The organism is Ochrobactrum sp. BTU2 (assembly GCF_024539785.1).
GTDB classification, from domain to species: domain Bacteria; phylum Pseudomonadota; class Alphaproteobacteria; order Rhizobiales; family Rhizobiaceae; genus Brucella; species Brucella anthropi.
In genome coordinates this window covers 929,108-953,482 of the sequence record NZ_JAHWRG010000001.1, presented here as the reverse complement: position 1 = coordinate 953,482, position 24,375 = coordinate 929,108, and the positions used below count along the sequence as shown (strand labels likewise).

Genomic DNA, 24,375 nt, shown 5'->3' with positions numbered 1-24,375 from the left:
TATTTTCTGATCGGGAAGGTAGGGAAATGACCAGAAAGACCTATGGAGATCTGCGTTCGGCGCGCTGGATGCTGCCCGATGATCAACGCTCGTTCGGCCATCGTTCGCGCACCATGCAGATGGGATATGATCCGGTCGACTGGGAAGGTCGTCCGATCATCGCCATCATAAACACCTGGTCCGAGGCCCAGCCTTGCCACATGCATTTCAAGGATCGGGTGGAATGGGTCAAGCGCGGCGTCCTGCAGGCCGGCGGATTCCCGATGGAGTTGCCAGCATTGTCGCTGTCGGAAAACTTCGTGAAACCGACCACCATGCTCTATCGCAATCTGCTTGCGATGGAGACCGAGGAACTTCTGCGCTCGCATCCTGTCGATGGCGCGGTGCTTTTGGGCGGTTGTGACAAGACAACGCCGGGTCTCGTCATGGGGGCCGTCAGTATGGGACTGCCGTTCATTTTCCTGCCCGCCGGACCAATGCTGCGCGGCAATTATGCCGGTAAATATCTGGGCTCCGGCACTGATGGCTTCAAATACTGGGACGAGCGCCGCGCAGGCACCATTTCCAAGGAGGAATGGCAGGGGATTGAAGGTGGCATCGCACGGTCCTACGGCCATTGCATGACCATGGGAACCGCATCTACCATGACCGCGATTGCCGAAGCCATGGGGCTGACGCTTCCCGGTGCATCATCGATCCCGGCTGCGGATGCCAATCATCAGCGCATGTCCACGCAATGCGGTCGCCGCATTGTGGAAATGGTCTGGGAAGACCTGACGCCGGAAAAGATTATGACGCCTGCTGCAATAACCAATGCGGTCACTGTTGCGATGGCAACGGGATGTTCGACAAATGCCATCATTCATCTGATCGCGATGGCGCGCCGGGCAGACGTGCCACTGGAACTGGACGATCTGGATCGCATCGGACGCACGACGCCTGTGATCGCGAATATCAGGCCTTCCGGCACGACCTATCTGATGGAAGATTTCTACTATGCGGGAGGGTTGCGAGCGCTCATGAAGCAGCTTGGCGACAAACTCGATCCTTCGGCCGTGACCGTGACCGGCAAGCCGCTGACCGACGGTCTGGATGAGGCTCACATCTGGAACGATGACGTGATCCGCCCGCTTTCCAATCCGGTCTATCATGAAGGTTCGCTTGCGGTGCTGAAAGGCAATCTCTGCCCCGATGGCGCGGTGATAAAACCTGCTGCCTGCGACCCCCGCTTTCACCGCCATAGTGGCCCGGCGCTTGTCGCGGACAGTTACCCCGACTTGAAAAAGATCATCGACGACCCCGATTATCCCATGACGCCGGATACGGTTCTGGTGCTGCGTAATGCCGGTCCGCAGGGCGGGCCGGGAATGCCGGAATGGGGCATGATCCCCATGCCGAAAGCGCTGTTGAAACTTGGGCTGCGCGATATGGTGCGGATTTCGGATGCGCGCATGTCGGGAACCAGTTTCGGTGCCTGTGTTCTGCATGTTGCGCCGGAATCCTTCATCGGGGGACCACTCGCCCTGCTGAAGACGGGCGACATCGTCGAACTCAACATTCCAGCCCGCAGCCTCAACATGCTGGTTTCGAACGAGGAACTGGCGGCACGGCGCGTAGCATGGCAGACGCCACCACCCAAATATGAGCGCGGCTATGGCTTTGTCTTTTCCAAGCATGTTGAACAGGCCGACAAGGGCTGCGATTTCGACTTCCTGAAAACCGATTTCGGCCGTTCTGTCGACGAACCGGTCATCTATTGAGAGGCAGTTTCGATGTCAGATTATGTGCTTTCCGAGGAAACGCGGGCCAAGCTGAAGACGGTTTCGACGGCTTCCGTTGCGACGGCGCTTTACAAGCGTGGCCTGCGCAACCAGTTCATTCAGGGCGTGTTGCCGGTGGCGCGCAAGCGCGAGAACATGGTCGGTCAGGCCTTCACGCTGCGCTACATCCCGGCGCGTGAGGACCGGAATCCCATCACGGTTTTTCGTAATCCGGACCACAAGCAGCGCGTTGCGATAGAGACCTGTCCGCCCGGTTACGTGCTGGTGATGGATGCGCGCAAGGATGCGCGTGCGGCGACTGCGGGGTCTATCCTCGTGACAAGGCTTGCCTTGCGCGGCGCGGCGGGCATTGTTTCTGACGGCGGATTTCGCGATGTCAGCGGGATCGGCGAGCTTGATATGCCTGCTTATTGCTCAAAGCCATCTGCGCCGACCAATCTCACGTTGCATGAGGCGGTGGATATCAATGTGCCGATAGCCTGCGGCGATGCGGCAGTGTTTCCGGGCGATGTGCTGGTTGGCGATGCTGACGGTGTCATGGTCATTCCGGCTGGTCTTGCGGATGAAATCGCAACCGAATGTATCAGCATGGAAACTTATGAGGATTTCGTGCTGGAAGAAGTGCTGAACGGCGCTACCATTGTCGGCCTCTATCCGTGCACGAAAGAAGAGACCGAGCGCAAGTTTGAGAACTGGCGCGAACAAAATGGCCGTTAGCGCATCCCGAAAAGTGTGAAACGGTTTCCGGATAAGAATCGCGACAAAACAAAAAAAGGAGGCTTTCGCCTCCCTTTTTCACGCAGCTTTGTTGCCATGTTTTAGTAGAGCACGTTCTTGGCTTCCGGCTGGTCGATATTGTCCTTGGTGACGACGACGGCGCCCGTATCGACAACCTTCTCGACCTTTTCCTTGTTCAGCACCTTTAACAGGGTTTCGATGCCCTTTTCGCCCATCTGGTAGGAACCCTGAACGACGATGGCGTTGAGCGTGCCATCCTTGACGAATTCCTGAAGGTCCTGATTGCCGTCGAAGCCGATGGCAGTCAGCTTGCCGGACTTGCCTGCCTGCTTGATCGCGCGGCCCATGCCGATGGCGGTCGGTTCATTGGCACCGAAGATGCCGACGAGGTCGCCATTGGCCGCCAGAACGTCGGTGGTCTGGTTGAGCGCCGTCGCCATCTGCGATTGCGAATAGTAAGGGCCGACGACTTCCAGCTTGGAATTGGCCTTGATGTAATCCACGAAGCCACCGACGCGACCGATTTCCGAGCCAGCGCCCGCAACATAGGACATGACGGCGATCTTGCCGGTCGTGCCTGCCTTGTCGATCAAGGCCTTGGCTGCGGCTTCGCCGGCCTTGCGGTTATCGGTGGCGAGGAACGACCGGTAGTATTTGTCGCTGCCATCGGCGAGCTGCGAGTCGATGATGACGACCGGAATTCGGGCTTCCCACGCCTTCTTCACGGCAGGCGTCAGCGCATCCGGATCGGACGGGGCAAGAAGGATTGCATCCACTTTGCGGTTCACGGCATTTTCCACCATGTTCACCTGATCGGCGATGGCCGATTCAGCCGCCGGACCCTGGAAGGTCATGGTGTGATCCTTGGAATCCTTGATCGCAGCTTCGGCACCCTTCTGAACGTTCTGCCAGAAAGTCGAATTCACGGTCTTCACGATAACGGCGATTTCGCCCGCCGAAGCGCTTGCCGCTCCCGCAAGTACAAAAGCCGAAGCCATCAATGCAGAAACCAGTCTACGCATGTTTTCCTCCTGTTATCGAGCTCTTGGCTCTACCCTTTTCCGGAATGCCTGACACATTCCGTCTCCCCTTTCATCGGCGGTTGCGCATCTGGTCGATCCATACGGTGACCAGAATGACGAGGCCGATGATGATCTGCTGTGTGAAAGCGGAAATGCCATTCATGTTGAGGCCGTTCCGCAGGATTCCGATGACGAACGAGCCGATGAACGTGCCCGAAATCGTACCCACACCGCCGATGAGCGAAGTGCCGCCGATGACCGCGCTCGCAATGGCGTCGAGCTCATAGGCGACACCTTCATTGGGCTGTGCGGTCACGAGGCGGGACATGAGAACGCAGCCCGTCAGACCCGCCAGTGTTCCCGATACGACATAGGTGAAGGCCGTTACACGGGCGACGTTGACGCCCGAAAGCCGCGCTGCTTCCGCATTCGATCCGATGGCATAGATGTGGCGGCCAAGCACGGTGCGGTTCAACACGAGTGCGGCCACGACCGCGATCACGATCATCAGCACCACCGGGTAGGGGATGCCGGGGAAGGTGACGACCGGAAAGCCCTGTTCGTCAATGCTCTCGATGCGAAATAGCGAGCCGTTGCCCAGCACGCCGAAGGATTCGCCAAGGCCGGAGACGGCACGCGCACCGGTGATCTGAAGCGCGACACCGCGTGCGATCAGCATCATGCCAAGTGTGGCGATGAAGGGCGGCAGTTTGAGCTTGGTGATGACGACGCCGTTGATGAGGCCGCAGAGCGAACCCGTCAATATGCCGAGCAGCATGGCGAGCGGGATCGGCAGCGAAAGATCCTTGACCGCAAGTGCGGCCACAACACCGGCAAGCGCCAGAACCGAGCCAACCGAAAGATCGATGCCGCCGGTTATGATGACATAGGTTGCGCCGATGCCGAGAAACGCGATTGACGTCACCTGCAAGGCGATGGTCATCGCGTTGTTGACGGTCATGAAGGCACTGCTGGTGACGGAAAAGATCGCCGCCAGAATGATAAGGCTGCCGACAGCCGCAAATTTCTGGATGATATCCTTCTGACGGTCGCTGAGCCCCTTGGATTTTACCGTCTGCTGGGGCTTGTCCGTAGTGATTTCGGCCATTACTGCGTCCTCATTTGTCCTGCCGGCCCCGACCGGAGGCATAGGTCATGATTTCTTCCTGCGATGTCGCGGCCGTGTTTAAGACGGCGGTGATGCGCCCCTCGTGAAAGACCGCCACACGGTCCGAAAGCCCCAGAATTTCCGGTAGCTCCGAGCTGATCAGCACAATGCCGATGCCCCTTGCGGCCAGTTCGTCCATGATCTGGTAGATCGCGAACTTTGCACCGACATCGATGCCTCGCGTCGGTTCATCGAAGAACATGATACGCGGTTCGCGGAACAGCCATTTGCCGATGATGATCTTCTGCTGATTGCCGCCCGAAAGCAGTCGAACGGGCTGGGCCAGCCCCGGCGTCTTGATATTGAGAAGATCGACATAACGCTGGCTCGCCTGCCGCTGTCGCTCGAAATCGATCACGCCATATGAGCTGCTGACCGCTTCCATATTGGCGAGTGTGAGATTGGCGTCGACCGGCATCTTGACCGCCAGTCCTTGCGCCTTGCGGTCTTCAGACAGATAGGCAATGCCTGCCTCGATGGCGTCGCGCGGGCTGGAGATGGAAAGCGTCTCACCTTCAAGCACAATCGTTCCGGCATCGTGCGGATCGGCGCCGAAAATCGCCCGCGCTACTTCCGTGCGCCCTGCGCCCATCAGTCCGGCAAAGCCGAGGATTTCTCCGCGCCGGAGTTCAAAGCCGATATTCTCGAAGAGGCCGCTTCGCGTCAGTCCGCTGACGGAGAAAATCACTTCCTCCGTCAGCTTTCGGGTCGGTTCCGGAAACTTTTCATCAAGCGAGCGCCCGACCATCCCGGCCACGATTTCATCGACGGTGACAGCGTCAAAGTCCTTGGTCCAGACATAGCGTCCGTCGCGCAGGATGGTGACGCGGTCGACGATCTCCGCCATTTCATCGAGACGGTGCGAAATATAGACGATGCCGGTGCCTTGCGCTTTCAGTTCGCGGATGACCTTGAACAGAAGCTGCGCTTCCTGCTCGGTCAGCGAGGAGGTCGGTTCGTCCATGATGAGGACGGAGGCATTGAGCGAGAGGGCCTTGGCGATTTCGACCATCTGGCATTGGGCGACGGACAGGTTCAGCACCTGTGCAGACGGGTCGATCTTGACGCCAAGCCGATCGAGGCAGTGCTGCGCGTCCTGCTTCAGCTTGCGGCGGTCGACGAAGAAACCGCGTTTCGGCTCGCGAGCGAGATAGATGTTTTCGGCAACGCTCAGATGCGGAACGAGGTTCAGTTCCTGATGGATGATGGCGATGCCCGCCGCTTCCGATTCAAGCGTGGAAGCAAAGCGGACAGTCTGGTCGCGATAATGGATCGTTCCGCCATCCGGCTGATAGACGCCACTGACGATCTTCATTAGGGTAGACTTGCCCGCACCATTCTCGCCGCAGACGGCATGAACCTCGCCCGCCCGCAATTCGAAGCTGACATTCGACAGGGCTTTGACGCCTGGAAATTCTTTGGAAACGGAATCCAGCTTGAGCAAGATAGGCGCGGTATCGGCGCGCGCAGTCGCTGACGGCAATCCTCCCATCGCGCTTCCTCCCTCGCGCAAAGTTTCGTCACCTATGAATGGAAGAAGTAGAAGCCTGCTGGTTTCTGGTCAAGCCAATTTTGCGCGAGCAGCAAAAAACCCGCTACATCGCGGACTGGCTCTCCAGAATTTCAATTATTAAACCTAATTGGCCTGACCAGACGATGGTTTTGCGGTTTTACCTGCATCGTGAATCATTTACTGGAAAGAAGAGAAAAGGCAGCTTCTGCTGGCGAGAAGAGAGCACATAAGTACTGCAATTCCGACAGTATCGCAGTATTTTGTGTCGCGGCCTCTGGAAAGAGGGGCGGTTCCTTTCTATCATTATATTCCGATTATCTGATCCCGAGGGGCAGTTTTGTACTTTGAAATAATTACGGTCGTGCTGTTGACGATCCTCAATGGTGTTCTCGCCATGTCGGAACTCGCAGTGGTTTCCTCCCGCCCAGCGCGACTAAGGGTAATGGCCGACAAGGGCAGCCGCGGCGCCCGCATGGCCATCGAGCTTGCCGATAATCCCGGCCGTTTCCTGTCCACCGTCCAGATCGGCATCACGCTGGTCGGCATTCTGTCGGGTGCATTTTCCGGCGCGACGCTGGGTGCCCGTTTGTCGGGCTGGCTTCTTGGGCAAGGCTTGTCGCCAGCCCTTGCCGATGCTGTTGGCGTCGGTTCGGTGGTCGTGGTCATCACCTATCTGTCGCTGATTGTCGGCGAACTCGTGCCAAAGCAGATCGCACTGCGTGAGCCGGAAGCGGTTGCAAGCCGTGTAGCGCCGACCATGACATTGCTGTCCAAGATGGCTGCACCTCTGGTCTGGCTTCTCGATACATCGGGCCGTCTGGTCTTGAGACTGCTTGGCCAGTCGGGCAAGTCGAGCGACGGCGTGACCGACGAAGAGATCAAGTCCGTTCTCGCCGAAGCGCATAGCGCGGGCGTGATCGAAACGGAGGAATCCCGCATGATTGCAGGCGTTATGCGCCTTGCGGACCGGACGGCACGCGGGCTGATGACGCCGCGCATGGATGTCGAAATGGTCGATGTGGATGATAGTTTCGATGAAATTCGCCTGCAACTGCACAATACGAGCCGTTCGCGGCTTCCTGTGCGCGGCGAAGATTCCGATGAAGTGATCGGCGTCTTACAGGTGCGCGACTTCTTCAATCAGCTGTCCTCCAGGGGCAGTGTCAATCTGCGCGAGATCGTCCGTGATGTTCCGGTCGTGTCGGACTTTTCCGATGCGCTCGACGTGGTGGAAGCCATTCGCGGCACGCCGACGCATATGGTGCTCGTCTATGACGAGTATGGTCATTTTGAAGGTGTGATTACTGCGGGCGATGTGATGGAAGCGATCATCGGCGCCATGCAGGAGGACCATATCGAGGAAAAGGCTATCGTGCGCCGGGCGGATGGTTCTTATCTCGTCTCGGGCTGGATGCCGATTGACGAGTTCTCGGAGTTTTTGCGTTTCCCGATTGACGACGATGCGGAATACAACACCGTTGCCGGGCTGGCGCTTGAGGAACTGAAGCATCTGCCGGATGTGGGTGAAACTTTCGTCAAGAACGGATGGGTGTTCGAAATCGTTGACCTTGACGGACGCCGCATCGACAAGCTGCTGCTGACGGCGGAAGAACAGTCGACAGAGTAGTTTGCGGGTGGCGCGTCCCTAACTATTGTTGAGCGCGCGCCTCAAGCGGCATGTCGATGGTATGCCTTGTCCGCCGAAGTGATCGTCTTGATTGAACTGCCGTACCATTGGCATTTTAGATTGTATGCATGTTATAGTTGTCAGTCGGGGGCAGGTTTGCTGTCATTCCTTTTTAATCAGGACACGAGGGGCGTCCCGATTGGAAAAAAGCTGAACGTGCTCTGGCCAGTGGTGGCGTTTAAATGGGGTCGAGAACTGAATATTGGCTTCAACTGGTCAGGTCGGCCTATGGCAGGCAGGACAGCCCGATAGCCGACAAGATACTTGCGGACCAGCTCAGGGAGATTTGCGACGGCGCGCGCTTCTCGATGCCCATCAGCACGATTCTGTCCGTGCTCATTTTGCTGGTCCAGATTGCTGCCGGGCATTTCTGGATGCCCATCATCTGGTTCGCGCTGGTCAATATCATCAATGCGCTGCGCCTCATCGATGCGATAGCCTATTATAGAAGCCCGGCTGCGCCAGTTGAGAATATCGCGGTTCTGCAGCGCCAGCTCGCCCGCTTTCAACTGCTTGGCGCAATGGCCGGTTTCGTCTGGGCCGGTATCGCCATTCTTTCCCATGGGTTCTCTGATCCGCAATCGTCGGTCTATCTGGTCATTCTGGCCGGTATCTGCGCGGGCGCCGTCACCTACGGCTCGTCCTATGCCGCCGTTGCAATCAATTTCATAACGCCGCCGCTTGTCGTGACGGTGGTGTGTCTGGTCCTGCAAGCCGACCTGCAATATGGCGTGATTGCCGTTGCTGTTGTTCTGTTCTGGCTCGGGCTTACGCGTGGCGCACTCTTGGGGCAGAACCGCTTCATCCAGACCAGCAGGTTGAAACACGAAGCCAAGCAGTTGGCTGACGAAATGGCGCTCAAGTCGCAGGAGGACCCGTTGACGGGGCTCTTCAACCGGCGTGGCCTTGAAACCTCCATTCGCCTCTATCCTGTGAAAGACGGCCCGTTCATCATCATGCTGATCGATCTCGACGGGTTCAAGTCCGTCAACGACACCTATGGTCACAAGGTGGGTGACGACCTCCTTGTCGCCATTGCGCAGCGTATCCGTCAGGTCTCGCCGGAGCGTTCCGTTCTGGCGCGTATTGGCGGTGATGAATTCGTGCTCGCTTATCCCGAGCCTTCAGCCAAGATCGAGGCCGGATTGGTGGCCGCACGCATCATCGGCAGTCTGACCGCCCATTATGAGGGGATTCTGTCGGTGGAGATCGGCGCCTGTGTCGGCATTTGCCGGCTGGAGCGTCTCGATCCGGTCGAAATGTTGCTGCGCGCCGACTTCGCGCTTTATGCGGCCAAGAAACGCGGACGCAACGAATATTATTTTTTCGAGAAGCGTCTGCAGCACGAGTGGGAGCGCAAGCAAAGCATCGAGCGAGACCTGCGCATTGCAATCGAAACCGGGCAGGTGCAAACCTACTTTCAGCCGGTGGTGCAACTCTCCAGTGGGCGCATGGTTGGTTTTGAGGCATTGCTGCGCTGGGATCATCCGCAGCACGGCACAATTCCCCCGCCGGAAATCATCGATGTTGCGTGCGAAGTGGGTGTGGTGCGTCAGCTGACGAATAATGTGCTCTTCAATTGCTGCGAGATGATCGACAAGCTCACCGAAGGCGGGCGCAGCGATCTGACAGTTGCCATGAATCTTTCCCCTCGCGAACTGGCGGGGGGGCGTATTCCACACGAAATCCTGTCCCAAATGGAAAAACGCGAACTTCCGATGTCCATGCTTGAAATCGAGATAACGGAGGAAGCTCCCTTCGATCAGCGCGGGATGAGTGACAGCCTCGGAGTGCTGTCGAGCGCTGGTGTCTCTATCGCACTTGACGATTTTGGCACCGGCTTTGCTACTTTCGCCTCCTTGAAGAAGGGCCTCATCACCAAGATCAAGATCGATAAGGTTTTCGTGCGTGGCATTGCCGAATCCGAAGGCGATCAGCATATCGTGCGCGCTATGGTCGAGCTGGGCGATGCTCTTGGCATCAAGGTCACTGCCGAAGGGATCGAGACCGAGGAAGATCGCGACATGCTTTGTAAACTCGGTTGCAATGCCGGGCAGGGCTTCCTGTTTTCACCGGCTCTGCCGGCGAGCATGGCTCTTGATGCCCTTGTCAAAGCGAGTGCCAGCTCACGGTTCGATCAGGCTGTCCGGTAGTTTAGGTGGATAATCCATCTCGATTTCGTCCTGACCGTAAATAGGGCTCTTCAGGTTGGGGCCGGTCAGGATGGGGCGGATCTTGTATTTTCCTGCAGTCAGCCCTTCGGGAAAGAACGGCGAATAGGCGTCGTCGTCGCCGACCGGGTGATAGATCACAAATTGCCCGCCGCGCTTCTGTACGGGATTATCGTCGAGCGTTTCGCTCTTTCCCGGCTCAAGGGTCTTGTTGAAGAGATCATAGAGCTTATGCGTGGTCTGCTGGCCGTCGGCAGATGTGAAAATCAGGTGCAATTCACCATAGCCGAGTTCCACGGCTTCGCGGCTTTCATTGGCCAGCGTCAGCGTGAACAGGTGCTTGTAATAATCCTGATCCTTGTCGACATCGCTGTAATCCGCGAGACCGAGCTGCAAGGATTGCGGTTTTTGCCCGTTTTCCGCCTGCCAGGTCGCAAGGTCATAGGCTTCTTTCAGGGATATCCAGCCCTCCAGCGGCCCGGTTTTGGCCAGATAGGCAATTTTCAGCCAGCCATCGCCGGCAAAGACAAGCTTGCGTGCCTTGTCGCCCTTGGCCAGATAGGAGCTTGTGGTGCTTTGCCGGTCAGGACTGCTGTATAGGGTCAGCTTTTCCAGCGGGACTTCCCAGCCTTGTTCGGTTTCATCCGGTGCCAAAGGCATTTCAAGAACGCTGTTTCCCTGTGCGTCATAGGTGACCATGCGCATGGGTTTCATCAGGTAGGGCCAGCCAGACATCTGCTCTTCCGGGCGCGATTGTTCCACAAGCCGCACCGTCTGGCCGCGATCAATCGACAGGATGTCGACGCGGTTATAATGCCCATCCAGACTACAGCTGCTTTTGATCAGCTTTCGTTCCGGGATGCGCTCGACATTCCACAGCTCGCCGCAATTCAGTTTTCCGCCAAGTTCGTCCTCGATAATCAGTGGGGAAAAGGCTTTGGCTTTTGGATCATAGAGATAAAGCGCGGCACCAACGTCGAGACTTCCCGCTTCGCGGGCACCCAAAGAAAAATCGGTGTAGCCATCGAAGTCATAGTCGCCGGTTTCGAAGCTGACAGGCCCGTCGAGTCCGTTGAGCCAATCGGAATCCAGCAAAACGAGTTTCGATCCATCGGGCTGGGTCAGAACATAACCCTCTTTGCGTCTTTCGATATGCGCGCTCACGCCCGGTTCTGGCAGAAGGCGAGGAAGATTTTCTTCTGCGAAAGCAAGGTTCATCAGGCCTGGCGATAGAAATGCCAGAGAAATTCCGCGTGCCGCGAGGTGGAAAAATCGTCTCATTGCCATCTGCTTGTTTGATGTGGTCAGCTTTGCTTACACGAGACATGGCTGAAACGGGAGTTGTTCTTTCCTGTCATCCAAAGCTTGGTCGCAAACCGGATGAGATGTATGGTCCCAGCAACGAAGAACCGGCGGGAGACGCGATTAGTGGAGGAAACGTAATGACCGATAAAAAACCTGACGGTCCGGTACTTTTGTCGGGCGGCAATCCCCAGATTGCAAAAGGGGAAGGGGATGCGCCGGTTCAGGCCTACATCGCTGCCATGCCGGGATGGAAAAGCGAAGCAGGTCGCCGCCTGGATGCGCTCATCGTGCGTACCGTTCCCGATGTGCATAAAGCGGTCAAATGGAATTCCCCCTTCTACGGAATGAAGGGAGAGGGGTGGTTCCTCAGCTATCATTGTTTCGACAAATATATAAAGGTTGCATTCTTTCGCGGCGCCAAGCTGAAGCCGATGCCGCCGGTTGAATCCAAGAGCCAGGATACGCGCTATTTCCACATTCATGAGCACGACGATGTGGATGAAGCCCAACTGACGGACTGGATCAGACAGGCAAGCCAACTGCCGGGTGAGAAAATGTAGGTTGGAGCGCAGATCGAAAGACGCTCTGGGAGGGGTTTCATGACAGATGATAATGACGCTTCAAAGCTTATTGACGGGCGGATTGTCGAGCTCGATGACTGGCGCGGCGAGACGCTCGCCCGAATGCGGGCGCTCATAAAGAAGGCCGATCCCGACGTGATCGAGGAATGGAAATGGCGTGGCGTGCCGGTATGGTCGCATGACGGCATCATCTGCACCGGCGAGACTTACAAGAAGGTCGTGAAGCTGACTTTTGCCAATGGCGCAGCGCTGAACGATCCCGCCCACATCTTTAATTCCAGTCTTGAAGGCAATACGCGCCGCGCGCTGGACATAAGCGAAGGTGAAGAGGTCAACGAAGATGCCTTCATCGCACTCGTTCAAGCTGCCATAGCGCATAATACAGCCAAGCGGGCGCAGCGAAAAACCAAACGCAGCTGATTGCCCCCCTAATTTGCGAGAATTTTTGTGAAATCCGTCGGTTTGCGGCGGATTTTTTTAATGCGCATTTCGATGCTCGGGTGCGTGTCTGTCGCGCAAAAGGCAGTCTCAAAGTTACGAGCACACGAAATCGCGAAGACAAAACATGTATCTATGTCTATCTTTATTTCTTATAATTGATCATCTTGTAGAGTGTTTATTTTAGTAAATACTAATGAAAGTAACAATAATATCTATTTAATAAATTGTAATATTGTATAAGTATCGTCTCGATACAAAAATAATTGCCACTTGATCTAGGGCTTTTTTGTTGTGGCGGTAAAGAGGATATTCAGATGTGTATAGCCTGTAATCCGGGTATGGTGGCGTTTCTGCGGTCCACGGCCTCAAGGCGCGATTTTCTCAAATATCTCGGCGCTGCCGCCGCGACTTCGGCCTTTGCCTGTTCTTCGCCGGGCATGGCGTTCGCGCAGCAGGCTGCAGCACCCGCGGGTGATATCGTCTTCAAGGGCGGGACAATCCTGACCATGAATGACAAGGCGCCGCGTGCCGAAGCGATTGCCATTCGCGGCAACAAGATATTGGCCGTCGGCAAGCTGGATGACGTGCAATCCGCCATCGGTTCCGGAGCGCAGGTGGTGGATCTTCAGGGCCGCACCCTGATGCCGGGCCTGATCGATCCGCATATGCATTTCGTGTTCACGGCATTCGAGGACTGGATCGATGTCAGCCCGATCACGACACCGGATTACGCGACCGTCTGGTCGAAGTTGCAGAAAGGCGTGGCGGATGCCAAGCCGGGGGAATGGGTGCGCGCACAGCAGTTCGATGCCAGCATCACCCGTGACGCCAAAATTCCGACGATTGCCGAACTGGATGCGCTTGCGCCCAACAATCCTTTCTTCATGCAGGAAAGCAACGGCCATATCGCCTATGCCAACAGTGCCGCCTTCAAGGCCGCCGGGATCACCCGCGAGACGCCTGATCCGTCCGGCGCGCGCTTTGTGAAGGATGCCAATGGCAACCTGACCGGACGTCTGGAGGAGATGGCGGCGCAACAGGAATTCCTTGGTGTCATGCCGTCTCCGACGGCGGCGGATATGATCGGTCGCGTCCAGCGTTTTCTGGATCATGCAAGCTCCGTTGGTTGCACCATGCTGCACGATTGCGGCATCGGTATCATGGCCGGTGCGCAGGATCTCAAAATCCTCGATGCGGTTCTGGGCGAAGGCAAGGCCCCAGTGCGCTATCGTGGTATGCTCGTGTCAACGATCATGGATGAATGGGAAAAGGAGGGGATCAAGCCCGGTCGCGGCAACGATCTTTTCCGCGTCGATGGCATCAAGGCGTGGGCGGATGGCTCCAATCAGGCGCAGACCGGTTATCAGCGCGAGAATTATCTGGGCACCGATGAACGTGGCGCGCTGAACTACAGCCTAGAACAGGTCACGGAAGTTATCCGCCGGGCGCATGAAGGCGGCTGGCAGGTTGGCGTTCACGCCAATGGCGACGCGGCAATCGACATGGTGCTGGATGCTTACGAGGCCGTTCTCGGAAAGTCCTCGAACAGCGATCTTCGCCATCGCATCGAACATTGCAGCGTTTTCCACCCGGAACAGATGGTACGTATGAAGGATATGGGGCTTTCGCCGTCCTTCCTGATCGGCCATGTGCGCTGGTGGGGTAAGGCGTTCCGCGACCGTCTTCTGGGGCCTGAGCGCGCCCGCTTCTATGATCCGTGTGCTTCCGCGCTGGCTGCGGGCCTCAAGATATCGCTTCATTCTGACTGGAACGTGACGCCGATCGAACCGCTGCGTTATGTCGAGGATGCCGTCACCCGCGTGATGAACGAAGGTGGCGACGTGTTCTTCCCCGAAGAACGTATTCCGGTGGATGCAGCGCTGCGCGCCGTTACCATCGATGCGGCCTGGCAGTGTCATATGGAAGACCAGATCGGTTCGCTGGAAACCGGAAAGTTCGCAGACTTCGCCATTCTGGAAGAAGACCCGACTGCGCCCGATGTGAAGATCGGCAAGATCAAGGTCAGCGAAACCTGGATGGATGGCACCAAACGTTATGCGGCCTGACCGGAAAATCCGGCGACAGTGTGAAGACTGTCGCCGGATTGGTTCGGCTTCATAGAATATCGGCGGCGCGGTGATCTTTATCGACGCCGTCGATCAGAAACACCTCTCCCTCCGATCCCTGCCGGCGCCATTCGATAATCGCCTGTTAGGCAGGCGAGGCATACCAGTTGCGTGCTGTTGCCAGATCGGGAAAAGCGATGACGATCAGATCGTCCGGTGACAAACCTTCCAGTTCGTCCTTCGGTCCGCCGTGGATGATGAAGTGTCCGTCGAACGGTGCGAGAGTTCCATCGATGGCTTTCAGATAATCGACAATTCCCTGATTGACCCGGACATTGCGAAGCTGCGCGATTGCATAAGCTGTCATTTGAGGTCTCCGTTCGATCAGAATGCGGTTTGAGGGATGCGGGCGGCACGAACTTCGAGCCAGGTAAGCACAGTCACAGCCGCGGCCTGTCCAACGAGAAAAACCCAGCCGAACAGATTGGGTGCAATCATTCCTGCAACAGGCAGGAAAAGGCTGGCAGCAACCCATGCGCCATTGCCAAGAATGACGAGGTTTACCGCCCATGCGGGAGGATTTGTGCTCCGCGACACCCAGGCCATAAAGGCCGCCACTGGCAGCAGCAGTACGCCTGCCCAGTAAAGCAACGGTGCTGGAATTCCGGTCAGTTCGCCCACCGGTGCTGAGGCAGTGACAAGCGCGGCACCCATCGCTGCGCAGGTGATGGCATCGATTGCGACGATTGGCTTGAGGGCAAATATTGGGTGTGTGGTTTTCATCCTATCGACCTTTCAATTTGGCGTCCCGTTCTTCGGGCTGGCTGCATATTTGCCCTGTTGCGTTATGGGGTCGATTACGTGAGAGGTAATTGTTGCTATGAATTTTGCGACGCATTCCAGAATGCATCTGCCAGCCATGATGGGCAGTCAAATCGTTGAAGGGATCGGACAAGCCTATGACCGAAGCACAACAGACAGTCGGCTCGCTTCTCCGGGAATGGCGGCAGCGCCGCCGCTTCAGCCAGCTATCCTTGGCGGTCGAGGCCGAGATTTCGCAGCGTCATCTGAGTTTTCTTGAATCGGGGCGCTCGGTGCCGAGCCGCGACATGGTTCTGCGTCTGGTCGAACATCTGGACGTGCCGCTGCGGGCGCGCAACCGGATACTGGTTGCCGCCGGATATGCGCCCGTTCACGGCGAGCGAGGGTTGGAAGCGCCGGAATTTGCCGCCGCGCGAAGCGTGATTGAAGCCCTGCTGCACGGACACAACCCGCATCCGGCCCTTGCAATCGACAGGCATTGGACCCTGCTTCTGGCGAACAAGGCGGTAGGTGTTCTGACCGAGGGGGTGGCGGAACATCTTCTGCAGGGGGAGGTGAATGTGCTTCGCCTCAGCCTGCACCCGGAAGGACTGGCCCCGCGCATCCAGAATTTTCGGCAGTGGCGCAGCCATATTCTTGCGCGCCTTGCCCGCGATGCGGACAATTCAGCCGATCCGCGTCTGGCAGCGCTTCTCGATGAACTGAAATCCTATCCGGTCCCCGCGCGCGCGGTGTCTTCGGGTGGGGGGACTGTCACTGATAATCCGGTGGCCATTCCGCTCAGGATCGACAGCCTTGAAGGCCCGCTGGAGTTTTTGAGCGCGACGACGGTATTCGGCACCGCCGTCGATATCACGCTGTCGGAAGTGGTCATCGAGACCTTCTTCCCCGCCAATGAAGAAACGGCAGCCGCCATGCGGCGGCTCACCGTCGAGTCGTAGTTTAAACAGCCCGCGTCAACCCGCCATCCACGCGCAGATTCTGGCCGGTGATATAAGCGGCGCCATCCGATGCGAGGAAGGCGATCGTCGCCGCGATTTCCTCGCTCTTGCCATAGCGCTGCAATGGGACGCTTGCCCGGCGCTCTTCCGTCTTCGGCAGGCTGTCGATCCAGCCCGGAAGAACATTGTTCATGCGAATATTGTCGGCAGCATAGGTGTCGGCGAAAATCTTGGTGAAAGAGGCGAGCCCTGCGCGGAACACCGCCGAGGTTGGGAACATGGCGCTCGGCTCGAATGCCCATGCGGTCGAGATATTGATGATGACACCAGACTTCTGCTTCTGCATCGTCGGCACGACGAGACGCGACGGGCGAACTGCATTCAGGAAATAAGTGTCCATTCCCTTGTGCCAGTCTTCATCGGTAATTTCGAGGATCGGCGCACGCGGGCCATGACCTGCGCTGTTTACCAGCACGTCGATACGGCCCCATTTTTCCAGAACAAGGTCTACGAGGCGCTTCAGATCATCATTCGACTGGTTTGACCCGGTGACGCCGAGGCCACCCAGCTCCTGTGCCAGCGCTTCGCCCTTGCCGGAGGATGAGAGGATTGCAACCTTGAAACCGTCCTGCGCAAGCCTGCGCGCGGCGGCTGCACCCATGCCGCTTCCGCCAGCCGTTACAATCGCTACTTTTTCTACTGTCATGATGCGTTCCTTTTTCCGAAATGTTGCACGAGGTCGCAACTGTCGATAAGTATTCTTTGACGTTATAGCGGAGAGCCGTTATCGTGACGAACGAAAACGCGTAACGTCAATCAATAGAAAATCTATCGAGTTCAACTCATGAAAAGGCTTCCCTCGCTCAATGGTCTGCGTGTGTTTGAAGTCGTCACGCGACATCTGAATTTCCGGCTGGCAGCGGAAGAACTTGGCGTGACACAGGCAGCAGTGGCCCAGCAGATACGCGGGCTTGAGGCAGAGCTTGGACTGAAACTCTTTGAACGCCAACCCCGCACGCTGGTCATGACCGAACCGGCCCGTGCATACATTGCCAATGTGCGACGGGCTTTCGACCTGCTTTCGGAGGCGACCGAAATGCTGCGACCCGAGCCGCAGCACCTGACCATCAGCGTGACGCCGACCTTCGCATCGAAGTGGCTGATCCCGCGATTGGCGGAATTTACGCACGCACATCCCGATATAGAATTGCGCATTGTCGCCAGCGACAAGGTCGCCAATTTCCAGACCGATGCCGTCGATCTGGCGGTACGCTACGGCGAGCCGCCTTTCGGTCCGGGACTGAACGCGGAGCTGCTTTTCGAGCACGTGATTGTCGCCGTGGCAAGCCCGGTGCTGGTCGAAAGGCTTGGTGATCCGGGGCTGCCGGAAAACCTGGAACGCTATCCGCTGCTGCACGACGCACATAATTTCTGGCCGCAATATCTGGAAAAGGCTTTTCCGGGCGGCGTGTCGACATCGCCGAAGAATATCCGCTTTAACCAGACGTCACTTGCCATCGATGCGGCGATTGCCGGGCAGGGGCTGGCGCTGGCAAGCCGTTTCTTCGTGGAGAAGGAAGTTGCAGCGGGCAGCCTCGTCCAGCCAATGGCCACCGAGCTGCGGGTGGGCGCGGATTTCTATGCGGTTTCCCTGCGAAAGCCGCGTCATCCGGAATCGGTCGACGCAGTCAAAGCCTGGTTAAAAAGCGCATCCCGAAAAGTGTGAAGCGGTTTTCGGACTAAGATGCGCGTTGAAACAAACTGCATCCCGAAAAGTGTGAAACGGTTTTCGGATGAGATGCGCGTTGAAACAAACTGCATCCCGAAAAGTGTGAAACGGTTTTCAGGATGAGATGCGCGTCAGGTTGATGGCTCGGGCACTTCCAGCGGGGCTTTCTGGCTGCGGGTCGGTATGGTGATGCAGACAAGGCAGATGACAACCAGAAGAACACCAAACCAGCCGAGGGCGGAAAGGCGTTCGCCGACAATCACCACTGCGAAGAACGCGGCGACAACCGGTTCAAAAAGTGTGATCGTCGTCGCTACGCTGGTTTCAACGCGGCTCAACCCGTAGCCGAAGCAGACATAGCCGAGGAACATCGGCACGAAGGCCATGTATAGGCCGACAGCTGCATTGTTCCACGAGGCTAGGAACGGTCCGCCGGTTGCGAGCAGAACCGGCATCAACAAAAGACCGCCTATACCGAAAGTCGCGCCCATGGCGGTTGTCGATGATATGCCGCCCTGCATCAGCTGGCGCGCGCATGAGGAATAAAGCGCATAGGTGAAGCCCGCCACCAATCCGACCAAGGCTCCCATGAGTGTGGAGCCTTCTGCAGACGAGGCATGGCCGCCGCTGTCCTCCGACATGCTGAGCAGGACCATGCCGACAATGCCGATGATCGCACCTGCCAGCCAGCGCAGCGAAGGGCGAAAGCCGCTTTGCCGATACTCAATCCCTGCCGAAAGAAGCGGGGCGGAACCGAGCGAAATGACCGTTCCGATGGTCACGCCAGCCATCCGCATGGAGCCATAGAAAGCGAGGGGATAGATCGCGACGCAGACGGCTCCCACCAACAGGACGCGCCATTGATCGGCCAGCGCCTTTCGTGAAGCGATCAGCCCGCGCCAGGCGATTGCCGCCTGTGCCAGTCCGCCAAGTCCCATGGCAGCGGCGCCGATCGCCGCCGCGCCAACCTCGGGCGCAAAGGTTGCTGCGGTGCCTGTCGTGCCCCAGATGGTGGAAGCGACGATGATGGCGGTCACTCCCAGAAGATAGTTTTTTGATGATTGCATTTTACACTGGTTTCAAAATTGTCGTGACCATGGCCTTGGCCTCGCCAAGACGCGCACTATTGCCTTCAAGGCCAGCCCGCATGATTGCTCCTTCGAGAATGAAGGAGAGCTGCACGGCAAGCTGGCGGACCCGAGGCGGGTCGTCGGGGATCAAGCCGGTGAGATGTGTCACAAGCAGGCCCTCGACTTCTTCCTTGTGTTTTCTCACCGCCTTGCGGCCCGGATCGCCAGCGGGCAGTTCTGCTGCCGCATTCAGCAGCCCGCAGCCGCGAAACCCGTGTTCGTAGGCAAATTCCGCATGGTCGCGATAAGCGTCGAATATGGCCAGTATCCCATCCATCGGGCTTGCTGCCTTTTCCAGGCGCTTGTCATAGAGGCCCAACCATTCGGCATGGCGATGCTCCAGATAGGTGGCCACCAGCTCCGCCTTGGACGTGAAGTTGTTGTAGAGGCTCTGCTTTGCCACGCCCGCACGCTGGATGATTGCGTCGATCCCGGTCGCCGAAATGCCCGCATCGTAAAACAATTCCGCTGCCGCTTGCAGAAGCCGCTCGCGTGCCGGTTTTGAACTAGGTGTCGCGGGATCGCTTATCATATTTCATCCGAATGATTAGGTAGACCAGTCTACCTAATTGCAAGGTGGAGTCAATCGGGGGAGAAAAACCGTTTGGAAGTCTCACTGGAGGAGAAGTTCTGCACCGGTTTTGGTTTTAACCCCTTGTCCCTTGGGAGAGATTCACGTATCCGCTCTATTAGGCAGATGGAACGGGAGGTCGTCCGGTGCCGCAGAGAATTTCCCCCCTGGCGCCTTTCCAATACAAAACATTTCGGGCGCTCTGGTCAGCTACATTGGTTTCCAACCTCGGCGGTCTGGTGCAGACGGTCGGTGCTGGCTGGATGATGGCAACCATCGCCCATTCGGACGATATGGTTGCACTGGTGCAGGCTTCGACAACTCTGCCCGTGATGATCTTTTCAGTTGCTGCAGGCGCCTTGGCCGACAATTTCGACCGCCGCCGCATCATGCTCACCGCGCAGGTTTTACTACTGATTGTTTCGGTTGCGCTGGCGGTTTTTGCCTACCTTGGCATTCTCACACCATGGATGCTGCTCAGCTTCACATTCCTGATCGGCTGCGGCGGGGCCTTGCACAACCCGTCATGGCAGGCGTCGATGGGGGACATCGTGCCCCGCACCAATCTGCCCGCAGCTGTAGCGCTCAACAGCATGAGCTTCAATCTCATGCGAAGCATTGGTCCTGCCATCGGCGGTATCATCGTTGCGGCGGCGGGTGCGGCTTTTGCCTTCATTTTCAATGCGTTCAGCTATTGTGCGCTTATTCTGGCGCTATGGCAGTGGAAGCCGGAAACGGTCAAATCCACCCTGCCGCGCGAAACGCTGGGACCGGCCATGGTGGCGGGACTGCGTTATGTCGCCATGTCGCCGAACCTGCTCAAAGTGATGTTCCGGGGGTTTCTGTTCGGCCTGTCCGCGATTGTCATTCTGGCGCTTTTGCCGCTCGTCGCGCGCGATCTCGTCCACGGAACAGCGCTCACCTACGGTATCATGCTGGGCTTTTTCGGGCTTGGCGCCATTGGCGGCGCCTTGCTCAGTGCCCGGCTTCGCGAACTTCTCGGCAATGAATGGTTGGTGCGCGGTGCTTTCGTGGCCTTTGCGATCAGTTGTGCCTTGCTGTCGATCAGCCGGAATATGTGGCTGAGCTGCATTTTCCTGCTGCCTGCCGGTGTTTCGTGGGTTCTGGCGCTGTCGCTGTTCAACGTCACCGTGCAGCTTTCCACGCCGCGCTGGGTGGTGGGGCGTGCTCTGGCGCTCTATCAGACGGCGACTTTCGGCGGGATGGCGGCAGGCAGTTGGCTCTGGGGCTCTGTCGCAGATGAATACGGCGTGCCAGGCGCGCTTCTGGCTGCTGCCGTGGTACTGATGTTCGGCGCGCTGATCGGTCTGCTCCTGCCGCAGCCTGAATTTGAAGACCTCAATCTCGATCCGCTCAACCGTTTCAGCGAGCCGCAGCTTCGGCTGGATCTGCGTTCACGCAGCGGTCCGATCATGATCATGGTCGACTACAAGATTGCGCAGGGAGATGTTCCGGCGTTCCTTTCCGCCATGGCCTTGCGCCGCCGTATGCGCATCCGCGATGGTGCCCGGCAGTGGGTGCTGCTGCGTGATCTGGAGAACCCGGAAACCTGGACGGAAAGCTATCACGTGCCAACCTGGGTCGAATATGTCCGCCATAACCAGCGTCGCACCCAGGCCGATGCCGAAGTGTCGGAACGGCTCCTTTCTTTGCACAAGGGGGACAAGCCGCCGCTCGTCCATCGCATGATCGAAAGGCAGACTGTTCCGGTTCATGACGACATGCCACTCAAGGCACATCTGGACCTGTCTTAGAGCACCGATCTGATTCAATCAGATCGGTGCTCTAAACTTTTCTTCCCAAAGCATAATCTTACCGATCCTCGTTTTGCTCCGGTCGGATTATGCTCCAAGCGCCGATTTCAAATTAAGGCAAGTTCGGGATTTGTGTCCGTTCGGCGCTGAAGCGGCATTTCTTGGAGCAAAACCTGCTTATTTCGCATCAAATTTTGTGGCGACGAACGGGTGAAAATAAGGCGAAACAAAGGCTAGAAGCCCAGGCGCTCCCGCAACGCTTTTCGATAGGATCGTGAGACCGGCCATGACTGATCGATGCCGCGCATCCTGACCAGCCATTTGTCGATGGTACTTCTGTCCAAGTCCGATACATGCAGCACGTTTATGAACGTCGTGCGGTGAATGCGAAAAAAGACGCTAGCGGGGAGAATGCCTGCCCATATGCCAAGCGGTCTGGAATCAAGAACGGAGGAACCATCGCCAAGCCATATCTCGCTGTAATTGCCAGCCGAGCGCACCCCGATGATTTCCTCCGGGGACACTCCGCGCATTACCCCGCGTTTGCTGACATAGATTACTGATGTCGGGTCGGGCTCTTCGTCTGACACCGCTTCCTCATCGGAGGTCGAATATTTCGCCTGTGCGATCAGGCACGCACATTGGAACATGGCTTTGATTTCTGCGCGCGACCAGTGTCTGGCTTCCACGGTCGTATCGAAACCGACGATCCCTCGCAGCCGACACTGATGAAAAACCGGTATGCTGAGTATGCTTTGATTGCCCTGACGCAGGAATTCAGCCTGGATGGCGCGCGCGGTGCGCGGCAGCCCCCTGACATCGTGGACGGCGACGGCCTGTCCCTCGGTCAGATAGCGGTGCAGCCAGCCAATCAGCGTGGTTGGGGTTTCCTGAAGTTCGGAAATATAGGCGGTTGTATCGCCTTTGCACCATTCATGCGTATTACAAAACCGCAGCAGATCAGGCGAATATTCAATCATCCAGGCGCGATCAGCCCGCGATGCATTGCCCACGAAGGCGAGAAACTCCGAAATCGCGTTCTCGAAAGGCTCTCGGAGCAGGTGCAGTGCGCAAACATAGGGCCAGTCGAGTGCAGGTGCGTCCGAGCACTCCTTTTCAGAATAAATTCGGTAGGCCCCAACTGCGCTGTCCAAGCTGCCTCCCAAAATGTTGCGTTATCGAAATCGATCGTCCTTTAATAGTAAGACAGTATATTGAATATAGTTTTTCGCTATTTGCAATGGAAATCATGCCGTGGCTGCAACCATTGTACCGGTTGATTTACCTATCAGAGCGAAGAATTATCTGGAATGGGGCGGCGTAGTGGACATGAAACGGCCAAAAGCCCCGGAAAGCCTCGGTATGTGTGGTGATAGCATAATCATACCGAGGCTGCGCATTTGCCTGATTCCGCCGAAGCGGTGCGCTGGATCAGATTAGTGATCATTGCGACAGAAAGAAGTCTTACTTCATGGCTCGATGTAATGCCTGTGGATCAATTAATTTGTATGCAAATTATTTCCATATCGCGGGCATTTTATTTCAAATACTTCGCGCGGCCATGCCCTCGATTTCGACCTTCAACTCAGGCCGTGCCAGTCCGGCGACATAAACGAGCGTGGTCGGTGGAAGGCTGTCACCCAGCAACTCAGCGCGGATGTTTTTGGCGCGCTCCGGGTTGAGCCGGTCCACGAGGAAGATGTTCAGCTTCACCAGACTGGCCGGTGTGAGGCCCTGACCGTCGAGGATGCCGACAATGTTGCGCAGAGCCAGCTCGTATTGCTTTTCCGGCTCTTCGGGAATTGTACGGTTCAAGTCCAAGCCGATCTGGCCTGCAATAACCAGAAGTTCCGTGCCGGACGGAATGACTGCCAGATGTGAATAGGCCGCTATAGGCGGCGGGACATTTTCAGGGTTTAAAATCCGAACGGAATTCTTTGTTTCGTCTGGCAAGGTCGCCTCTATCTTTGGAGAGCATTCAGGCCCGAAACGGGTCCGGGCCTGACATAGAAATCAACCGATATCTTCGACCTGATCGAGATACTGACCATATCCCTCCGCTTCCATCCGGTCTTTTGGAACGAAACGGAGTGAGGCCGAATTGATGCAATAGCGAAGGCCGCCGCGATCAACCGGCCCATCCGGGAAGACATGGCCCAGATGACTGTCGCCATGTGCCGAGCGCACTTCGGTCCGTACCATGCCATGCGAGATGTCGTTCAGTTCGGCAACGTTGGCGGGTTCGATCGGCTTGGTGAAACTGGGCCATCCGCAATGGGACTCATATTTGTCGGCCGAGGCGAAGAGCGGCTCGCCCGAAACGATATCGACGTAAATTCCCGGCTCTTTGTTGTAGAGATATTCACCGGTCCCGGGGCGCTCGGTGCCGCTTTCCTGCGTGACGCGATATTGCTCGGGCGTGAGCTTTGCAATCGCTTCGGGGTTCTTGCTGTAGGTCATGATATGCGCTCCCTTGATATGTGCCCTGAATCTAGGACGAAGGGAGCAACTATTCCAGCCCGTCGCAAGTGACGAACTGTTGAAGAAGGAAGGTTGCGTGCGAAGAAGATTTTCTTCGCACGCAACAAACGCGTCAATTGCAGAGTTCAGTCAACTGCGATCATCACGTCGGATGCCTTCACCACGGCATAAGCGGCGCCGCCGGCCTTCAGGCCAAGCTCGTCGACAGCCTCATTGGTGATGGACGAGGTAACGATCACACCATTGCCGATATCGATCCGGACATGGGATGTGGTTGCCCCTTTGGTGACTTCGACGATTGTTCCCTTTAGTCGATTGCGGGCGCTTATCCTCATTGTGCAGTCCTTTCGAAGGTTGATTTCGATCGCTGAATATAGAGTGACTTCACATATTTGGAACAGAAAAACCCCCGCCGGAGCGAGGGTTCTGTTTCAATAATTTCGCGAAGATGAA

24 protein-coding genes and 1 pseudogene are annotated in these 24,375 nt (G+C 57.0%); 11 read left to right on the top strand and 14 right to left on the bottom strand.

The genetic code is table 11. The features are described from left to right. Positions 1–26: 26 nt before the first annotated feature. Positions 27–1,760 (top strand): L-arabinonate dehydratase, encoded by a 1,734-nt coding sequence (gene araD / locus KWJ32_RS04390; RefSeq protein ID WP_012092775.1) that lies wholly within the window; start codon positions 27–29, stop codon positions 1,758–1,760. Positions 1,761–1,772: 12 nt separating this feature from the next. Continuing rightward, positions 1,773–2,498, top strand: a complete 726-nt coding sequence (locus KWJ32_RS04385) for a ribonuclease activity regulator RraA (RefSeq protein WP_012092776.1) — start codon at positions 1,773–1,775, stop codon at positions 2,496–2,498. 101 nt (positions 2,499–2,599) lie between these two features. Here KWJ32_RS04385 and KWJ32_RS04380 read toward each other — a convergent pair whose 3' ends face one another. The 3 genes from KWJ32_RS04380 to KWJ32_RS04370 form a co-directional block, all read right to left on the bottom strand. Beyond that, the gene (locus tag KWJ32_RS04380) at positions 2,600–3,541 is read right to left on the bottom strand and encodes an ABC transporter substrate-binding protein (RefSeq protein WP_012092777.1); all 942 of its coding nucleotides are present in this window, start codon (positions 3,539–3,541) and stop codon (positions 2,600–2,602) included. A 70-nt stretch (positions 3,542–3,611) separates the two neighbouring features. Beyond that, positions 3,612–4,649: an ABC transporter permease gene (locus KWJ32_RS04375; RefSeq protein WP_012092778.1), complete on the bottom strand. Its 1,038-nt coding sequence runs from the start codon at positions 4,647–4,649 to the stop codon at positions 3,612–3,614. Positions 4,650–4,659: 10 nt separating this feature from the next. Beyond that, entirely contained in the window at positions 4,660–6,201 is a 1,542-nt protein-coding gene (locus KWJ32_RS04370; RefSeq protein WP_012092779.1) for a sugar ABC transporter ATP-binding protein, read from the bottom strand. Positions 6,202–6,239: 38 nt separating this feature from the next. Here KWJ32_RS04370 and KWJ32_RS04365 point away from each other — a divergent pair, with 38 nt between their 5' ends. From KWJ32_RS04365 to KWJ32_RS04355, 3 genes are all read left to right on the top strand, one after another. Next, the gene (locus KWJ32_RS04365; RefSeq protein WP_151609560.1) at positions 6,240–6,452 is read left to right on the top strand and encodes a hypothetical protein; all 213 of its coding nucleotides are present in this window, start codon (positions 6,240–6,242) and stop codon (positions 6,450–6,452) included. Between the two features lie 107 nt (positions 6,453–6,559). Then, the gene (locus KWJ32_RS04360) at positions 6,560–7,849 is read left to right on the top strand and encodes a hemolysin family protein (RefSeq protein WP_012092780.1); all 1,290 of its coding nucleotides are present in this window, start codon (positions 6,560–6,562) and stop codon (positions 7,847–7,849) included. 242 nt (positions 7,850–8,091) lie between these two features. After that, entirely contained in the window at positions 8,092–10,062 is a 1,971-nt protein-coding gene (locus KWJ32_RS04355; protein WP_151609558.1) for an EAL domain-containing protein, read from the top strand. Here the strand turns inward: KWJ32_RS04355 and KWJ32_RS04350 are convergent. Beyond that, positions 10,036–11,298 (bottom strand): hypothetical protein, encoded by a 1,263-nt coding sequence (locus KWJ32_RS04350; protein WP_231771502.1) that lies wholly within the window; start codon positions 11,296–11,298, stop codon positions 10,036–10,038. The genes KWJ32_RS04355 and KWJ32_RS04350 overlap by 27 nt on opposite strands. 224 nt (positions 11,299–11,522) lie before the next feature. On the opposite strand from KWJ32_RS04350, the gene KWJ32_RS04345 reads away from it, so the two are divergent. The 3 genes from KWJ32_RS04345 (at position 11,523) to KWJ32_RS04335 (ending at position 14,473) form a co-directional block, all read left to right on the top strand. After that, positions 11,523–11,945 (top strand): DUF1801 domain-containing protein, encoded by a 423-nt coding sequence (locus KWJ32_RS04345; RefSeq protein WP_012092783.1) that lies wholly within the window; start codon positions 11,523–11,525, stop codon positions 11,943–11,945. Positions 11,946–11,984: 39 nt separating this feature from the next. After that, complete coding sequence (locus tag KWJ32_RS04340; RefSeq protein ID WP_151609555.1) at positions 11,985–12,386, top strand: DUF1801 domain-containing protein; 402 nt, start codon at positions 11,985–11,987, stop codon at positions 12,384–12,386. A gap of 335 nt (positions 12,387–12,721) precedes the next feature. Next, positions 12,722–14,473, top strand: a complete 1,752-nt coding sequence (locus KWJ32_RS04335) for an amidohydrolase (RefSeq protein WP_012092785.1) — start codon at positions 12,722–12,724, stop codon at positions 14,471–14,473. 145 nt (positions 14,474–14,618) lie between these two features. Here KWJ32_RS04335 and KWJ32_RS04330 read toward each other — a convergent pair whose 3' ends face one another. Together KWJ32_RS04330 and KWJ32_RS04325 are read right to left on the bottom strand one after the other, a co-directional pair. Further along, entirely contained in the window at positions 14,619–14,840 is a 222-nt protein-coding gene (locus KWJ32_RS04330; protein ID WP_012092786.1) for a DUF1330 domain-containing protein, read from the bottom strand. Between the two features lie 17 nt (positions 14,841–14,857). Further along, the gene (locus KWJ32_RS04325; RefSeq protein WP_012092787.1) at positions 14,858–15,256 is read right to left on the bottom strand and encodes a hypothetical protein; all 399 of its coding nucleotides are present in this window, start codon (positions 15,254–15,256) and stop codon (positions 14,858–14,860) included. A 176-nt stretch (positions 15,257–15,432) separates the two neighbouring features. Here KWJ32_RS04325 and KWJ32_RS04320 point away from each other — a divergent pair, with 176 nt between their 5' ends. Further along, on the top strand, positions 15,433–16,236 hold the full coding sequence (locus tag KWJ32_RS04320) for a helix-turn-helix transcriptional regulator (protein ID WP_012092788.1): 804 nt from the start codon (positions 15,433–15,435) through the stop codon (positions 16,234–16,236). Between the two features lies 1 nt (position 16,237). On the opposite strand, the gene KWJ32_RS04315 is transcribed toward KWJ32_RS04320, so the two are convergent. After that, a complete protein-coding gene (locus KWJ32_RS04315) occupies positions 16,238–16,942 on the bottom strand; it encodes an SDR family oxidoreductase (RefSeq protein ID WP_012092789.1) in 705 nt (234 codons plus the stop codon). Positions 16,943–17,080: 138 nt separating this feature from the next. Here KWJ32_RS04315 and KWJ32_RS04310 point away from each other — a divergent pair, with 138 nt between their 5' ends. Further along, complete coding sequence (locus KWJ32_RS04310; RefSeq protein WP_012092790.1) at positions 17,081–17,962, top strand: LysR substrate-binding domain-containing protein; 882 nt, start codon at positions 17,081–17,083, stop codon at positions 17,960–17,962. Between the two features lie 134 nt (positions 17,963–18,096). On the opposite strand, the gene KWJ32_RS04305 is transcribed toward KWJ32_RS04310, so the two are convergent. After that, positions 18,097–19,032, bottom strand: coding sequence for an EamA family transporter (locus tag KWJ32_RS04305; protein WP_012092791.1), 936 nt, complete (start codon positions 19,030–19,032; stop codon positions 18,097–18,099). Position 19,033: 1 nt separating this feature from the next. Next, positions 19,034–19,624, bottom strand: coding sequence for a TetR/AcrR family transcriptional regulator (locus KWJ32_RS04300; RefSeq protein WP_080514366.1), 591 nt, complete (start codon positions 19,622–19,624; stop codon positions 19,034–19,036). 188 nt (positions 19,625–19,812) lie between these two features. Here KWJ32_RS04300 and KWJ32_RS04295 point away from each other — a divergent pair, with 188 nt between their 5' ends. After that, the gene (locus tag KWJ32_RS04295; protein WP_012092793.1) at positions 19,813–21,441 is read left to right on the top strand and encodes an MFS transporter; all 1,629 of its coding nucleotides are present in this window, start codon (positions 19,813–19,815) and stop codon (positions 21,439–21,441) included. A 17-nt stretch (positions 21,442–21,458) separates the two neighbouring features. Here the strand turns inward: KWJ32_RS04295 and KWJ32_RS04290 are convergent. The 5 genes and pseudogenes from KWJ32_RS04290 to KWJ32_RS04270 form a co-directional block, all read right to left on the bottom strand. Next, positions 21,459–21,539: pseudogene (locus KWJ32_RS04290) on the bottom strand (invasion associated locus B family protein); the annotation flags it as partial. A 135-nt stretch (positions 21,540–21,674) separates the two neighbouring features. Continuing rightward, a complete protein-coding gene (locus KWJ32_RS04285; RefSeq protein ID WP_012092794.1) occupies positions 21,675–22,595 on the bottom strand; it encodes a LytTR family transcriptional regulator DNA-binding domain-containing protein in 921 nt (306 codons plus the stop codon). Positions 22,596–22,983: 388 nt separating this feature from the next. Continuing rightward, positions 22,984–23,394, bottom strand: coding sequence for a RidA family protein (locus tag KWJ32_RS04280; RefSeq protein WP_151609553.1), 411 nt, complete (start codon positions 23,392–23,394; stop codon positions 22,984–22,986). Between the two features lie 60 nt (positions 23,395–23,454). Continuing rightward, positions 23,455–23,901 carry a peptide-methionine (R)-S-oxide reductase MsrB gene (gene msrB / locus KWJ32_RS04275; protein WP_010658562.1) on the bottom strand — a complete coding sequence of 149 codons (447 nt, stop codon included), beginning with the start codon at positions 23,899–23,901 and terminating at the stop codon, positions 23,455–23,457. 146 nt (positions 23,902–24,047) lie between these two features. Next, a complete protein-coding gene (locus tag KWJ32_RS04270) occupies positions 24,048–24,257 on the bottom strand; it encodes a molybdopterin-binding protein (protein ID WP_012092797.1) in 210 nt (69 codons plus the stop codon). Between the last annotated feature and the right edge of the window lie 118 nt (positions 24,258–24,375).

Bases quoted from the DNA above. Each gene is read 5' to 3' on its own strand.
- araD (WP_012092775.1), top strand. From the start codon at position 27: ATGACCAGAAAGACCTATGGAGATCTGCGTTCGGCGCGCTGGATGCTG.
- KWJ32_RS04385 (WP_012092776.1), top strand. From the start codon at position 1,773: ATGTCAGATTATGTGCTTTCCGAGGAAACGCGGGCCAAGCTGAAGACG.
- KWJ32_RS04380 (WP_012092777.1), bottom strand. From the start codon at position 3,541: ATGCGTAGACTGGTTTCTGCATTGATGGCTTCGGCTTTTGTACTTGCG.
- KWJ32_RS04375 (WP_012092778.1), bottom strand. From the start codon at position 4,649: ATGGCCGAAATCACTACGGACAAGCCCCAGCAGACGGTAAAATCCAAG.
- KWJ32_RS04370 (WP_012092779.1), bottom strand. From the start codon at position 6,201: ATGGGAGGATTGCCGTCAGCGACTGCGCGCGCCGATACCGCGCCTATC.
- KWJ32_RS04365 (WP_151609560.1), top strand. From the start codon at position 6,240: ATGGAAGAAGTAGAAGCCTGCTGGTTTCTGGTCAAGCCAATTTTGCGC.
- KWJ32_RS04355 (WP_151609558.1), top strand. From the start codon at position 8,092: ATGGGGTCGAGAACTGAATATTGGCTTCAACTGGTCAGGTCGGCCTAT.
- KWJ32_RS04350 (WP_231771502.1), bottom strand. From the start codon at position 11,298: ATGAACCTTGCTTTCGCAGAAGAAAATCTTCCTCGCCTTCTGCCAGAA.
- KWJ32_RS04345 (WP_012092783.1), top strand. From the start codon at position 11,523: ATGACCGATAAAAAACCTGACGGTCCGGTACTTTTGTCGGGCGGCAAT.
- KWJ32_RS04340 (WP_151609555.1), top strand. From the start codon at position 11,985: ATGACAGATGATAATGACGCTTCAAAGCTTATTGACGGGCGGATTGTC.
- KWJ32_RS04335 (WP_012092785.1), top strand. From the start codon at position 12,722: ATGTGTATAGCCTGTAATCCGGGTATGGTGGCGTTTCTGCGGTCCACG.
- KWJ32_RS04330 (WP_012092786.1), bottom strand. From the start codon at position 14,840: ATGACAGCTTATGCAATCGCGCAGCTTCGCAATGTCCGGGTCAATCAG.
- KWJ32_RS04325 (WP_012092787.1), bottom strand. From the start codon at position 15,256: ATGAAAACCACACACCCAATATTTGCCCTCAAGCCAATCGTCGCAATC.
- KWJ32_RS04320 (WP_012092788.1), top strand. From the start codon at position 15,433: ATGACCGAAGCACAACAGACAGTCGGCTCGCTTCTCCGGGAATGGCGG.
- KWJ32_RS04315 (WP_012092789.1), bottom strand. From the start codon at position 16,942: ATGACAGTAGAAAAAGTAGCGATTGTAACGGCTGGCGGAAGCGGCATG.
- KWJ32_RS04310 (WP_012092790.1), top strand. From the start codon at position 17,081: ATGAAAAGGCTTCCCTCGCTCAATGGTCTGCGTGTGTTTGAAGTCGTC.
- KWJ32_RS04305 (WP_012092791.1), bottom strand. From the start codon at position 19,032: ATGCAATCATCAAAAAACTATCTTCTGGGAGTGACCGCCATCATCGTC.
- msrB (WP_010658562.1), bottom strand. From the start codon at position 23,901: ATGACCTACAGCAAGAACCCCGAAGCGATTGCAAAGCTCACGCCCGAG.
- KWJ32_RS04270 (WP_012092797.1), bottom strand. From the start codon at position 24,257: ATGAGGATAAGCGCCCGCAATCGACTAAAGGGAACAATCGTCGAAGTC.